The following is a 13801-nucleotide window of genomic DNA, read 5'->3' on the forward strand; positions in this document are numbered from 1 at the left end:
TACGACGACGACAGCAGGATGAAGAGAATCAATCACTCGGACTCTCCGATCTGGACAAATACATTCCACGGCGGCGGGAACGTATGGATGTAGAATCAACCCTGCGCCGCTAGCGATGGCGGCGCGAGCCCATGAAAGTCCATGTCGTTGAGAGCAGCCTGAAGACCAAAGCGGTCAGTACGCGCATTCCGTTCAAGTTCGGCGTTTACGTCTTGCGAACGGTGCCAATCGCCGAGCTGACGTTGACCGTCGAGGCGGAGGATGGGTCAACGGAGATCGGGCGGTCGAGCGACCTTCTCATCCCGAAGTGGTTCGACAAGAGCCCCGACACTTCGCCCGAGGAGGACTCTGCGGCACTCGCGAGGAGTGCAGAGCAAGCAGCAGCGAAGTACATCGAGGCGGGCTCTCAATCGGCGTTCGACCTCTGGAAGGACGTGTACGATGAGCAAGTCGGCGCACGAGACCACCGGGACGCAGACGTGCTGGTGCGCGGGTTCGGCGTCGCGCTCGCAGAGCGTGCGCTCATCGACGCGACGTGCCGCCTCGCGGGGCTATCTTTCTATCAGGCGCTATGCAGCGGCGCGTTAGGGTTTGAAGCCGAACGGGTCATCCCCGAAACAAGGGGATGGTCTCCCGAAAGGCTTGCGCAGCCCTTGATGAGCATCGCCGTCCGGCACACCGTGGGAATGCTCGATCCTCTAACAATCAGCGAAATCCCCCCCGATGAACGGATCGACGACGGACTCCCGCAGGCGCTGGAGCAGGACATCGAAACGTACGGCTTAAGATGGTTCAAGGTCAAGGTTACTGGCGACCCGATGATAGACCGAGAGAGGCTCCGAAACGTAGCGAGGGTCGTCTTCGCGACGACCGACCGCGACGTAAAGTTCACGCTGGACGGCAACGAGGGTTGCACCGACCTCGAAGCGTTCGCAGGCACCCTCGAAGACCTTGCGAAAGACGAAACCTGTGGGCGTTTGATCAAGAACACGGTGCTGATCGAGCAACCGCTTCCCCGCCGCGACACCTTCGACGCAGCCGCGAACAGATCGCTAGAACGGCTCTCAAGGATCGCGCCCGTCATCATCGACGAAGCCGACACCGACGCGCTCGCGTTCCAACGAGCAATCGAAATCGGCTACAAGGGCGTCAGCGTCAAGGCGTGCAAGGGCGTGTTCCGCGCCGTCGCAAACCGCGCGCTGATCGACACCCGCGGCGACGGAAAGCTGTTCCAAAGCGGCGAGGACTTGACGAACCTCGGCTCGGTGCCGCTGCAACAAGACCTGGCCTTGCAAGCGACCCTGGGGATACAGAACGTCGAGCGAAACGGGCACCACTACTTTCGCGGACTCGACCACCTCGACGACGCCGTTTGCGCCAAACTGGTCGAGTCGCTGCCCGGCCTGTACACTGAGAGAGACCGCCTGACCCAGCTCTGGATCGAACACGGCTCGCTCGATCTTGCCGGTATCGCGGACGGGCTGGGACTCGGCGGAGAACTCGGACCTTTGTTCATGGAGAAGCCGAATTGAACTTCACTCCGATAGGACGGCTGAAAACGATCGAGGCGTTCCGCGACTACCTCTACGAGTGCGACCCGGAACTGGGGTGCGACCTGGAGCTTGAGGGCAGGGAGGGGCCGCTCGGTCAGAGCCTGGACATCGTCGCAGCCGACGGGACGACGCGCACGGTCGGGAACCGCTTTTGCGTACAGCCCATGGAGGGGTGGGACGCAACGGCCGACGGAGCTCCGACAGATCACATGTTGCGCAGGTGGCGGCGGTTCGGCGAAAGCGGCGCGAAGCTCATCTGGGGGTGTGAAGCTTTCGCCGTGCAGCGCGACGGTCGCGCAAATCCGAACCAGCTTTTCCTAAATCCAGAGGCGGACACGAGGGCGGTGCTTGCAGGCCTGCTCGGCGAGTTGCGGTCAGCGCACGAAGCGGCCTTCGGAACAACAGGGGAATTAGTCGTCGGCTTGCAACTGACACATTCAGGAAGGTTCTCGCGCCCAGACGGACCGATGGCGCCGTTGATCGCCGAGAACAATCCGCTGCTCGCGGCGAAATACGATTTACCAAAGGAGACGCACGTGCTGACCGACGACGAGCTGCGGGCGATCCGCGACAGGATGATCAAGGCCGCTTGCGTCGCGGCGGACGCAGGATTCGACTTCGTCGACGTCAAGGCCTGCCACGGCTATCTCGTGCACGAACTGCTCGGCGCAAGGACGCGCACCGGCGACTACGGCGGCTCGTTCGAAAACCGCACGCGGTTTTTCAAAGAAGTGGTGACAGGCATCCGCCGCGAAAGGCCGGGCCTCATAATCGGCTGCCGCGTGTCGATCACCGACCTTCCGCCGTTCGTCGAAGAGACCGGCACACGACTTGGCACACCAATGAACTTCGAAGAACATCTTCCCTGGTCGCACGGCTTTGGGGTTCAAAAGGACGACCCAATGCGACCGGATTGGTCGGAGCCGGTCGCGTTCCTCGAACTTGCTCGTTCGCTCGGAGTGTCAATGGTTAATCTCACCGTCGGGTCACCGTACTACTGTCCGCACTTCCAGCGGCCGGCGGCCTACCCGCCGAGCGACGGATACCTGCCGCCGCGGGACCCGCTCCTGGAGGTGGCAAGACACTTGAGAACAGTGCGAGAGATCAAGGCGCGGGTCCCCGGTCTACCGCTGGTCGGTTCGGGGTACTCGTACTTGCAGGACTGGCTTCCGTACGTCGCCCAAAGCGTGGTCCGAAACGGCCACGTCGACTTTGTCGGTCTCGGTCGGTCGACGCTCACTTACCACGACCTTCCAGCAGACGTGCTCGCCGGTCGAGAGCTGAAAAGGAAGAGGTTCTGCCGAACGTTCAGCGACTGCACGACCGGACCGCGTACCGGTAAGATCTCAGGGTGCTTCCCGCTCGACCCGTACTACAATCAGATGCCGGAATCAAAGGAGATCAAGGCGATCCGGATGGCAGCCTCCAAAGCAAGGAGTCAAACCGATGAGTGACAAGCAGGGCGAAGGACTGTTCCGCCAGTACTTGCGCACGATGGGACCCGGCTTCATGCAGTCGGCGATGACGCTCGGCGGCGGCAGCGCGTTCGCGGCAATTTTTGCTGGCGCGGCGTTCGGCTATCAACTTCTATGGGTCGCGCCACTCGGCATGTTGCTCGGCGTTATTGTGATGTCGGCCGTCGCGTGGCAAACGCTCTCGACTGGGATGGACCCGTACGACGCGCTGAAAAAGCACGCGCATCCGCTGTTCGCCTGGGCGTTCGCTTGGGGCGGCCTGATCTCGTCCGTCATCTGGCAGTTCGCGCAGTATGCGCTCGCGGGCGCGATGCTGAGCCTTCTTTTGGGAGTCAAGCCGTGGGTTGGTGGACTGATCGCGCTGGCATGGTGCGTTCCGGTCGGCCTGCTGTATGGAAAGGGAGGGAAATTTGTCCGTTCTTACGAGCTTCTGCTGACCGGGATGGTGTGGTTCATCATCGTCAGCATGCTCGTCGTTGTTGTGCGGGCGGGAGTACCGGAGTCCGGTTCCCTGCTCAAAGGATTTGTTCCGTCGATCCCTCCCGACTGGACGGGCACGGACGCGGCCGGTGGGCCGACGAGCATCGCGACCAACCTCGTTATCGTCAGCGGCCTCGCCGCAGCAGTCGGCGCGAACATGCTGTTCGTCTATCCGTACACCCTGATCCGCAACAAATGGGGGCGCGGCGAGCGGAAGGTGGCGCTGCTCGATCTGGTCTTGGGGATGCTCATTCCGTTCACGATCGCCGTCACGCTGATGGTCATCGCCAGCGCGTCGGTGTTCCACTTTGGCGACGGGGCGTTCGTCGGTTCGATGATTAAACCGGAAGATGCGGCGAGAGTCTTTTCGGATCCCGATAGACTGGGACAAACCGTCGGCGTCTGGGTGTTCGGCCTTGGAATCCTCGCAATGGCCTTGTCTTCGATCACAATGCAGATGCTCGCGTCGGGTTTCGCGGGGGTCAAGCTTTTCGGCTTCCAGAACGATTCGATCGGACACAAGGCGTTCACTCTGCTGCCTGCCGTCGGCGTTCTCGGGGCGATCTGGTGGGGAGAGATGGCCGCGTGGGTGCCCGTCCCCACGAACGTGATCTGCGGGATATTCCTGCCCGCCGCCTACCTCGGCTTTCTCATCTTGCATATCAAGAAGGACTACCTCCGCGAGGACTCGCCGGTCGGCGGCAAGCGCCTGTTCTGGAACGTCGGCATGATCGTTGCGATCCTCGTGATCTCTATTGGAGTTGGAAATGTGCTGATTACCGAACTGCCGAAGTACATCGATAAATTCGGCGGCGGGGGATGACGCCTCTGCCGGAATTTCGCGACGACCGCTGGGCTGAGTTGGCCAACGGCGTCGACATGGCGGCGCCTCTTCCCAGGCTTTGCTACGCGGCTGTGCACGTCGCGATGCTGGATTCTTATCGGGAGGTCGGCCACATGCCCGACTCCCCCGGCGCGGCCCATGAGATCGCCGAGCACATCGACTGGGAGTCGACCATGTCCCTCCGGACTTCCATCGCACGAACAGGCATGGGGATTGCAGAGGCGATGGACACCGCGCAACGGTTCTCGCTCGGTTGGGACGCCGCGCGCGACCTGATTGAGCGAACTGGCAAGCTTGGTATTCGGTTTTGCGCGGGCGCGAGTACCGACCATCTCGAGCGTGTCGAGACGACTACGCAACTGGTCGACGGCGTATGTTCGCAGATCGAAACGATCCGCTCGGCTGGCGGCGTTCCGGTGATCCTACCAATGCCGCTGCTCCCATCTCTTGGCACTGACGCCAGCGGCTACGTCGAGGTGTACGGCGACATCGTGCGGAACTCGTCCGACGGGCCGTTGATCGTCCACTGGCTTGGCCCCATGTTCATGCCGTCGCTGGAGGGCTACTTCCCCGGCGATTCCTTCGAGAAAGTCATGCAACTCGATCCGCAGAAGCTGCGAGCCGCAAAGATTTCGATGCTCGACGGCGCGCTGGAAGTCCGTCTCCGACGCGAACTGCTGAAGAACGATCAAGTCATGCTGACCGGCGACGACTTCCATTTTGCGGGTCTGATTGCTGGCGACGGGTCAGTTGAGCGGACGACGACGCTTGGCGACAGGGACGTGCCGCTCGGCGACTTCAGCCACGCGCTCTTGGGCATCTTCGACGCGATCGCCGAGCCAGCGGCGCTGGCGCTGCGGCTCTTGGACCGAGGCGACAGAACTGGATACGATGAGATCATGTCGAGGTGCGAGGCGCTCGGCCAGTGCGTCTTCGAAGAGCCCACGCGCTTCTACAAAACCGGCCTCGCGTTCCTCTCCTGGCTCAACGGCCACCAGCCGAACGCGATGCTCGTCAATCACGAGGAAACCTGTCGCGACCGCGAGCATCTTCTCAGGGTTGCCCGTCTGGCGGACGAGGCAGGCGCGATCACGGACCCGAAGACCGCAAGCAAGCGCGTAGAAGGCTGGATTTCTGAGTCGGAGTGACCGGGAGGACGCGTCCTTAACCTGCAGAACGCATGGAGCCATCGAGCGGATTCGAACCGCTGACCTGCTGTTTACGAAACAGCTGCTCTACCACTGAGCTACGATGGCTTCCGCGTAGAACAAGATTACCAGTTCGCGGCTGGGCCGCGGCTCTACTTGCCTACAGGTCAGGCGTGGTGGTGTACCAAACGACCGACCCGCCCACTCCGCTTATGCTGAACCTCGACGGCGCCGTGCCTATGTAGCAGCTGTCGGCTACCACCCGACGCAAACTAGTCCCCTCCCACGAGCGAGGGCGAGGGCTAGGGAGATGGGGCAAGCAGACAAAGTCCCTTCTATTCGGCAGCATAATTTCGTTGGATGAAATCCAAAGCGGAAAGGACTCTAGAGCTTGGACCCGTCACCCAGCCTCTCCCTCAGGGGGGAGAGGAGTTGCCTGCGATTGGCAGAATGGCGGAAAACGCACCGCTCGGAGCCCTAATCCGCTGTCGGGACAGCCGTATAATAGAAGTATAGGAGCAGCCCGACAATGGCTAAAGATAGTTTCCCCCTCCGAGAAGTCGACCACATCCGGTTTTACGTCAACAACGCCCGCCAGAGCGCGTACTTCTATCAGCACGCGTTCGGCTTCAACATCGAGGGGTATCACGGCCTCGAGACCGGCCAGAAGAACGAAGTCGACTACCTGGTCAAGCAGGGCAACGTGCGGTTTCTGTTCACCGCGCCGATCCGTCCAGGTCATCCAATGGCGGATGCAATTGGTCAGCACGGCGACTTTGCGCAAGACATCGCGTTTGGAGTCGACGACGTCGAGTGGTCTTATCGGACTGCGGTCGAGCGCGGAGCGGAGTCTGCCCGTGAGCCGTTTGAACTTAGAGACGACAACGGTGTCGTTCGCATGGCTTCGATCAAGACTTACGGCGATGTGTTGCATACGTTCGTCAACCGCGACGAGTTCACCGGTAATTTCCTGCCGAACTTCAGGACGTTGAACGAGCCGGGCGACCCGATCGGGGTGATCGAGATCGATCACGTCGTCGGAAACGTCGAGCTGGGAAAAATGAACGAGTGGGTGAAGTGGTACGAAGACGTGCTCGGATTCACGCAGATCATCAGCTTCGACGACAAAGACATCTCGACCGAGTACACCGCGCTGATGTCCAAGGTCATGGCGAGCGGCAACGAACGGATAAAGTTTCCGATCAACGAGCCGGCTGAGGGCAAGAAGAAGTCGCAGATCGACGAGTACCTGGAGTTCTTCGGCGGCGCGGGCGTGCAGCACATTGCGATGCGCACCGATGACATCATCCGCACGGTGACGCACCTGCACAACCGGGGCGTGCTGTTCCTGCACGTTCCACAGAACTACTACGACGAGCTGACCGACCGAGTGGGAAAGATCGACGAGGACATCTCCGAGCTTGCCGAGTTGGGCGTGCTGGTCGACCGCGACGACGAAGGTTATCTGCTGCAGCTGTTCACGAAGCCGATCACGGACCGCCCGACGCTGTTCTACGAGATCATCCAGCGCAAGGGCGCGAAGTCGTTCGGCAAAGGCAACTTCAAAGCGCTGTTCGAGTCGATCGAGCGCGAGCAAGCGCTGCGCGGGACTCTTTAAGGTGTAATGTCTTCTCCTCTCCGCTCCTTGAGCGGAGAGGAGAAGCAGGTGAAGTAAGCCCTATGGCAAAGCACAAGTCGCCCTTCTCTGAGGCGGTGTACAAGGAGTGGGAGTCGCTCGCGTTTCCAAAAGGCGAACTCGATCCGGATGAAGCGAGGCGGCGTTGGGCGAATCTATACCGGCGGACACGATCTAATAATGCCTGGACCGTGAACAGCTACGATGCCGGTCTGGTTGCCTCAAGGGGTGCCCGCCTAGCAATCGAGGATAAACGGTGGGCAGATGCGGCAAAGCTGTGCACGGAGTTTCTTGCACACCCGGACGCCGGAGCCGACGATGTTACGCACGACCACCACTTTGTTCTGCTCGGCTGCATGACGATCCTGCTCGGCGACGCAACTACAGGCGCAAAGATGCTGCTCGATCCCCTGTATCAAGAGAAGCGGCCGCGCCTCTACTTCCTCGAACTCCGAGCTTGCTTGCTGTCTATGCTTGGCGAGTTAGACGACGTCAGCCCGCCGAACCCAACTATCACCAATTTGGTGAGCGTCACGATCAGACAGTTTCGAGATAAGAAGCGCACCAGCCAGGCAGCACTCCGTGCCGATTCGTACAGAGAACTCTTGGAACTCCTGCGATCAACGTTCCCGCCTCGCCCGAAATCGACTGAACTTCCTTAAGATCTCTGAGAGCGGTCTAGCGCGAACAAGCGCTACGCGGGACTCTGTAACCGCATGTATTAGCTTGCGCGGCCGGGCAGACTCCTCAGAGCCTGCCCGGTGTAGACTGTGGCCATGTGCCTACACCGCACGTTGTCCCTGTTCGCCTTAGTAGCCGTCGCCGCGCTTTCGAGCGGGGAGATCCGGTACACCGTCACTCCGATGCCGGACGAAGGCAAGCTTCTCGTCTCGATGTCGTTCATCGCGCCTGCCGGAGCTTTCGAAGTACAGATGCCGAACTGGTCGCCTGGGGCGTACATGCTGCGGGACATGGGGCGGAGCGTTTCCGAATTTCACGCGATGGACAGTTCTGGAAACACCCTCACGGTCGAGCACGCTTCAGACAACAGTTGGTCGGCGAATCTCGAACACGCTGCGCGCGTGTTCATCGCCTACACCGTGCCGAACCGGATCAGCGAGGGCGCGATGCACTACAGCGGCCCGCCGACGTATATGTACTTGGTCGGGCGAAAGGAAGAGGCGTGCCGACTGAGACTGGACACGCCGCGCGGTTGGAAGATCGCGATCGGCCTCGACGCGATCGGCGACTCGTACTTCGATTACACCGCACCTGATTACGATGTGCTCGCGGACAATCCCGTGACGATGGGCGACTTTATCGAACTTCGCTACACGTCGCACGGAAAGCCGATCACCATCGCGATGCGCGGCGCGCCGCGCAACAACGTCGACCGAAAGAGAATCCTGCGCGTGTGCAAGGAGATCACCGACGGCCAGGGCGATTTCTTCGGCGGGCTCCCGTTCAGCAAGTTCATCTGGCACTTCAACGTTACGCCGGGGCAAGATGGCGGTGGCGGGCTGGAACACCTATCGAGCACGCAGATCAGCTTGGCGCAGGGCATCGGGCCAAGGTCGATACGAGTGTTGGCGCACGAGTTCTTCCACCTTTGGAACGTCAAGCGGATCCGCTCGCGGGTGCTCGGACCGTTCGATTACACCGAACTCCCCGAGACCGGCGCGCTCTACTGGCTGGAAGGTGTCACGGACTACTATGCATCGCTCTTGACGTATCGGTTCGGCACGTTGGACCAGTCCGCCTTCCTCGGCGACCTGGTATCAAACATCAGTAACGTCCGCAACAACGCTGCGCGCCTGGAAGTCTCGCCGTACGAGTCCAGCATGCGCGTCGGCGAGACGAACAACGGGCGCGGCAACAGCAACGGCTACCAGATCAGCTACTACAACTACGGCTGGGTGACCGGACTGGTCCTCGATATCGAGATGCGTGATCGGACGAACGGCGAACGCTCGCTCGACGACGTAATGCTCGCCCTGTGGGAGATTTGCAAAGACGACAAACCAGGATTCGTCGAAGAAGAAATCCGTCGGCAGTACGTGCGGTTCGGCGGCTCAGACGACTTCTTTGACGACGTCGTCATGAATCCAGGCCAACTCCCGCTGGAAGAACAGCTGGCCAGGGTCGGGTATCAGCTGACCGCCGATCAGGTGCCTTATGTAGACAACGGCTTCGACGCCCGGCCTGGCTTCGGGTCGGGGAGCGTGACCGTGCGAAGAGTCAGCGACAGCGCGGCGTCCGCCGGCCTGAAGGTTGGCGACGTCGTGCTGGAGATCAACGGCGAAAGCGTGCAGGGCACAGACCGGCGCGACACGATGGGCAAGGTGCGTGCAGCGCTCTCGGAAGCCAAGGCCGGCACCGCTATCCGGCTAAAGGTAAGGCGCGACGGCGAAGAGCACGAGATCAGCGTCGTCCCTGTCGAGGCGTTCCGCTCCGTGTGGAAGATCGAGGACGTCGCCAACGGCGACGAAGAGAAACTAGCCCTGCGCAAAGGCTGGATCACCGGCGGATAACGATCGGGCACGGCCACCAGCCCGCTACGAGCCGGCGGCCGCCCTCTTCTCAGTCTTGCCTCTCACCGGCATCGCCGAGGTCGCGCCCTTCGGACGCGCCGCTCTCCATCACATACCCAGGTATGTCGCTGAGCGTGATCGAATAGTCCGTCGCCTTGCCGCTCGATGTCAGCACGATCAAGAACGTGCTCGGCGCACGAACTTTGAGAAGCCCGAACTGGTTCATGTCGTCGATGCGAGTCAGCGACAGCGGTGCAGGTCGGCCCTTCTCATCGCGGATCGAGACGGTGTACGAAAAGCTCGAGGTCTTCCAATGTATGAACAGTGGCTGATCCGGTGTAGCGGTAAATTTCCAGACCTCGACCTTTCCGGTTGAAAAGTTGCCTTGCGCGGGCGAGTCCATTCCAAACTCCCGAGCGCTGAACACCTGCCGGTTCAAGGTGTAGGCACCGCCACCGCCGTTACCCTTTGCAGACACGGCCACCAAGTACCGACCGGGCTTCTCGACGATCATGCTCCAGCTCGCGGAGGTCTGGTCAAGCGACATGGACACGGTCCGGACTTCACGAAGTTCTGGATCGCGAACGATCAGCCGCTCAGAGAACTGTGTCGTGCCCGTCACAAACGTCATAACGTCGCCAGCTTCCGCATTGAACTCCCAATAGTCGGTGTCCGCAATCCTCAAATGGCTCTCGATCTCCTGATCGAGCGAGAATTCCTTGGCCGCTGGACGGACCGACATCGTATACGTGTTCCCCTTCCCTCCTGCGCCGTCCGACACCAGCCACAGCACGGCGTTGCGCTGGATGACATACACTCCTCTGCGCGAATCGCCTTCACGCGCTGGCAGCGCGATGAACGCAGGGCCTTTAACTTCCTCCTCTTCGTCCGGTACATGCGGAAAGAACGGGTTTTTCTCCGGATCTTGCATGTCGTACTTTGAGATATCCGGTTGCTCTGCGAGCACAAACCTTGAGCCAAAGGAAAGCTCAGGAGTAGACACTTCCAAGAAGTCGCCTTTCTTGACGGAGAGCGACCAGAGTGAAAGCGAATTGACTGGCGCCTGGGCCGAGTACCGTCCGTCTTCGCGTTCTAGTTGGTGTACTGGGATGTCCTCGATCGTAGCCCGCACCTTCCCGTTCCGATTGCCGGTCGTTCTGGCTACTACGTAGTAGTCGCCATCGACCGCTGCCATCACGGTATTTGGCACGACAGATTCGATCGGCTTGATCAGGTTAATGTCTGGCAGTCCGGTCGGCGAGATAAACTGATCGATTCTGATCGGTGGGTAAACGTTCAAGTTCGGCCCCCCGTAATGAACCCGCTTGATCTCGCCTGCCTTCATCGAAATCCGTAAGAAGAACCTCTTGCCAGCCTCGATTTCCATCTCTGTGACTCTTCCTGAGAAGATGTCAAGGCAGTCGTACGTTTTCGTCCGCAAGAAGAACTGACCTCCCGCCGCGTCCTCGAAACACCGTGCGCGCAACTTGTAGTCTCCGGCCTCTTCGCACCGCCAGATAAGAAACGGGCGCTGGTCGCCGGGGTAGCGGTCGTCGTTGTAAATGAGTACCTCTTCTGCTCCGTCGTCGTCGATAAAGACGATCTGCAGCGCGGGATCGAACGCATCGCTGCGCGCGGACGCTATCACGACCTGGCCCTTCTTCAAGGTCAGTGACCACTCGCTGAACCCGCCGGGGGTCAGGATGTTTCTGATCTCCGGCGGATTGAAGTATGAAGCTACTGCGCTGTCGATCGCACGGACCTTAGCGTTGTAACGATCCTGTATCGTGCCAGCCTGTCTTCCCTGTCCAAGAACTACTGTGCTAAAGGCACAGGCTGCTATTGCTGTCGCTATGTGAATGATTCTTTTCATTTCGATCTTCCTGTCCTCTGTGACGGGATGGCCTGCCGCGACGTTACCGTGAGGCCTACTTCGTCCCACAGCCTGATTACAGTGCTCTCAGACGTCAGAATCAAAACCAACTTTGTGCAGTGCGCAAGGCCTTAGGTAAATCCTCGTGCGCTGTGCAAGAGCTGGATTCGCAGCACAATACGTCTCGAATCAAATCGATTCTCGGATCTCGGGCTCATAGCCCCCTTCCCCCTGCATCGGAGGAGGAAGGGGGTTGGGGGAAGGAGGTTTCGGAAGCGCGAGAGCCGGCGCCCATCACGCGGCTCGCGTGGTCCTTCGATCCGCTCAGGATGACGCGCTCGCCCTTCCACAACTTGATGCTTCGGTCAATCTCACCTCCCCGGCAGGTCGCGCAGCGTGATCGAGTAGTTCGACTTCCCGCCGTTCGAGACCAGCACGATCAGATACGTCGTTGGCTCATTCACCTTCAGCACTCCGTACTTGTTGTTGCCGTCTACGGTCGTCAGCGGCAACTCGATCGCGACGCCTCTTTCGTCGCGAATCGAGATCGTGTACGCCCAGTTGGAGGATCTCCAGTGCACGAGCAGCGGTTCGTCCGGCGTGGCCATGAACTTCCAGACCTCAGCCCGACCGCTTGAGAAGTCGCCTTGTGCAGGAGACCCCTTTCCAAACTCCCGGGCGCCGAACACGTGACGCTCGAGCGTGTACGGACCGCTCCCTCCGTCGCCGATCGCCGAGATTGCCACCAAGTATCTGCCCGGCTTTCTGACGATCAAGCTCCAGTCGGTCTCCGTCTCGTCAACGGTAGCGTACGCGCTCTCGGTCACGCTCAGGTCTGGGTCGTAAACGATGACCCTTTCTGCAAATCCTTTCGCCTTGGTCTTGAACGTCATGACGTCCCCCACCTCGGCGTCGAACGCCCAGTAGTCTGTGTAACCGATCCGCAGTTGGTCTTTGCGCTCGCTCACAGCTGTGAAGTCTCTGGCGGCCGGCGTGATCGACAGCGTATACGTCTCGCTCGTACCTCCGAGACCGTTCGACGCCAGCCAGAGCGTCGCGTCGCGTCTGACGACGAACACCGTTATCCGTGGGTCACGGGCGCGCCCTGGGAGCTTGACAAATGCCGGCCCCTCATCGTCCTTTTCATCCACCGGTTGCGGGAAGAACGGATTGGTGTCGTTCTCCCCCACATCGTACTCAGAGATGTCCGGGTGCTCGGCGAGGGCGAACCGAGAACTCAGCGAGAGCCCCGGTGTGGAAACCTGGAGGATATCGCCCTCTTTGACGTCGAGCGTCCAGAGCGAAAGCGTGTTTCTAGATGCCGACACCGTGTATCTGCCCTCCTTTCTCGATAGCGCTACTTCAACGATATCTTGAATGCGGGCTCGCAGTTTCCAGTCGCTCGGGCCGCTGGGTCTGACGATAACGTAATAGTCCCCATCGACAGCGGCCATTACAGCGTCGCTGATCACGTTCCTCATCGGCCTAGTGAGCTCGATGTCCGGCAACCCCGTCGGAGAGATCACGCCCTCGATTCTCCCCCAGACGTACTCTTTGCGGTTCGGAAGTTCAATGATGACCTTCTTGATCTGTCCTGCCTTCATTGGGATGCGAATCAGGATCTTCTCCTGACCGTCAAGTTGCATATCTACGGGTTTCTCCGACAGTAGGTCCATTGAGTCGTAGATCCTCATTCGCAAGAAGAACTGCCCGCCGGACTTGTCGCGGAAGCACCGTGCCCGGAGTCTGTACTCGCCGTCCCTTTCGCACCGCCAGATCAGAAGCGGTCGTTGGTCGCCGGGGTAACGGTCATCGTTCTCTGCGAGAACGATCCCCTCGGCCTCCTCGTCCTCATCCTCCTCTAAGAAAATGACCTGCAGCGCGGGGTCGAAGGCGTCGCTCCGCGCGTCTGCGATCAGGACCTGCCCAGCCTCTAGCTTCAGCGTCCACTGGCTAATCTCGCCTGTCGTCAAGATGTTCTTGATCTCGTTCGTCTCTAGGTACGCGTCCACTTCGCTATCTATGAGGAGTACAGCCTCTTCGTAGGTGTCGTTATCGGATCCGCCGCCCTGTCCAAAGCCGCCGCCGAAGCCGCCCCCACCTCCCCCGCCGAAGCTGCCGCCCCCCTGTCCGAGAACAGCTGTGCTCAAGGCACAGACTGCGATAACCGTCAAAAAGTAAAAGGTTCGTCCCATATCAATCCTCCTGGTATTTCAGACGGGACGAGGTAGTGCGACGTTACTATGAGTTCGCGATCGCCG

The 13801-nt window shown here is 60.2% G+C and carries 9 protein-coding genes and 1 tRNA gene; 7 read left to right on the forward strand and 3 right to left on the reverse strand.

The window, feature by feature from the left end; genetic code table 11:
- Positions 1–131 precede the first annotated feature (131 nt).
- The 4 genes from IH944_01895 to IH944_01910 are packed head-to-tail and all read left to right on the forward strand — an operon-like array spanning position 132 to position 5500.
- Complete coding sequence (locus IH944_01895) at positions 132–1532, forward strand: hypothetical protein (GenBank protein MCH7903302.1); 1401 nt, start codon at positions 132–134, stop codon at positions 1530–1532.
- Positions 1529–3007 carry an NADH:flavin oxidoreductase gene (locus tag IH944_01900; GenBank protein ID MCH7903303.1) on the forward strand — a complete coding sequence of 493 codons (1479 nt, stop codon included), beginning with the start codon at positions 1529–1531 and terminating at the stop codon, positions 3005–3007. The genes IH944_01895 and IH944_01900 overlap by 4 nt, the downstream gene beginning before the upstream one ends.
- Positions 3000–4331 (forward strand): divalent metal cation transporter, encoded by a 1332-nt coding sequence (locus tag IH944_01905; GenBank protein ID MCH7903304.1) that lies wholly within the window; start codon positions 3000–3002, stop codon positions 4329–4331. The genes IH944_01900 and IH944_01905 overlap by 8 nt, the downstream gene beginning before the upstream one ends.
- The gene (locus tag IH944_01910) at positions 4328–5500 is read left to right on the forward strand and encodes a DUF993 family protein (protein ID MCH7903305.1); all 1173 of its coding nucleotides are present in this window, start codon (positions 4328–4330) and stop codon (positions 5498–5500) included. Before IH944_01905 ends, IH944_01910 begins: the two co-directional genes overlap by 4 nt.
- A gap of 33 nt (positions 5501–5533) precedes the next feature.
- Here IH944_01910 and IH944_01915 read toward each other — a convergent pair.
- Positions 5534–5608 (reverse strand) — tRNA-Thr (locus IH944_01915).
- A 421-nt stretch (positions 5609–6029) separates the two neighbouring features.
- On the opposite strand from IH944_01915, the gene hppD reads away from it, so the two are divergent.
- The 3 genes from hppD (at position 6030) to IH944_01930 (ending at position 9667) form a co-directional block, all read left to right on the forward strand.
- Entirely contained in the window at positions 6030–7118 is a 1089-nt protein-coding gene (hppD, locus tag IH944_01920) for a 4-hydroxyphenylpyruvate dioxygenase (GenBank protein ID MCH7903306.1), read from the forward strand.
- Between the two features lie 62 nt (positions 7119–7180).
- A complete protein-coding gene (locus IH944_01925) occupies positions 7181–7798 on the forward strand; it encodes a hypothetical protein (GenBank protein MCH7903307.1) in 618 nt (205 codons plus the stop codon).
- Between the two features lie 114 nt (positions 7799–7912).
- Positions 7913–9667: a M61 family metallopeptidase gene (locus IH944_01930; GenBank protein MCH7903308.1), complete on the forward strand. Its 1755-nt coding sequence runs from the start codon at positions 7913–7915 to the stop codon at positions 9665–9667.
- A gap of 49 nt (positions 9668–9716) precedes the next feature.
- Here IH944_01930 and IH944_01935 read toward each other — a convergent pair whose 3' ends face one another.
- Positions 9717–11540 (reverse strand): hypothetical protein, encoded by a 1824-nt coding sequence (locus IH944_01935; protein MCH7903309.1) that lies wholly within the window; start codon positions 11538–11540, stop codon positions 9717–9719.
- A gap of 371 nt (positions 11541–11911) precedes the next feature.
- Complete coding sequence (locus IH944_01940) at positions 11912–13735, reverse strand: hypothetical protein (GenBank protein MCH7903310.1); 1824 nt, start codon at positions 13733–13735, stop codon at positions 11912–11914.
- Positions 13736–13801: the final 66 nt, after the last annotated feature.

This window comes from Armatimonadota bacterium (genome assembly GCA_022563855.1).
Taxonomy (GTDB): domain Bacteria; phylum Armatimonadota; class Fimbriimonadia; order Fimbriimonadales; family Fimbriimonadaceae; genus JADFMN01.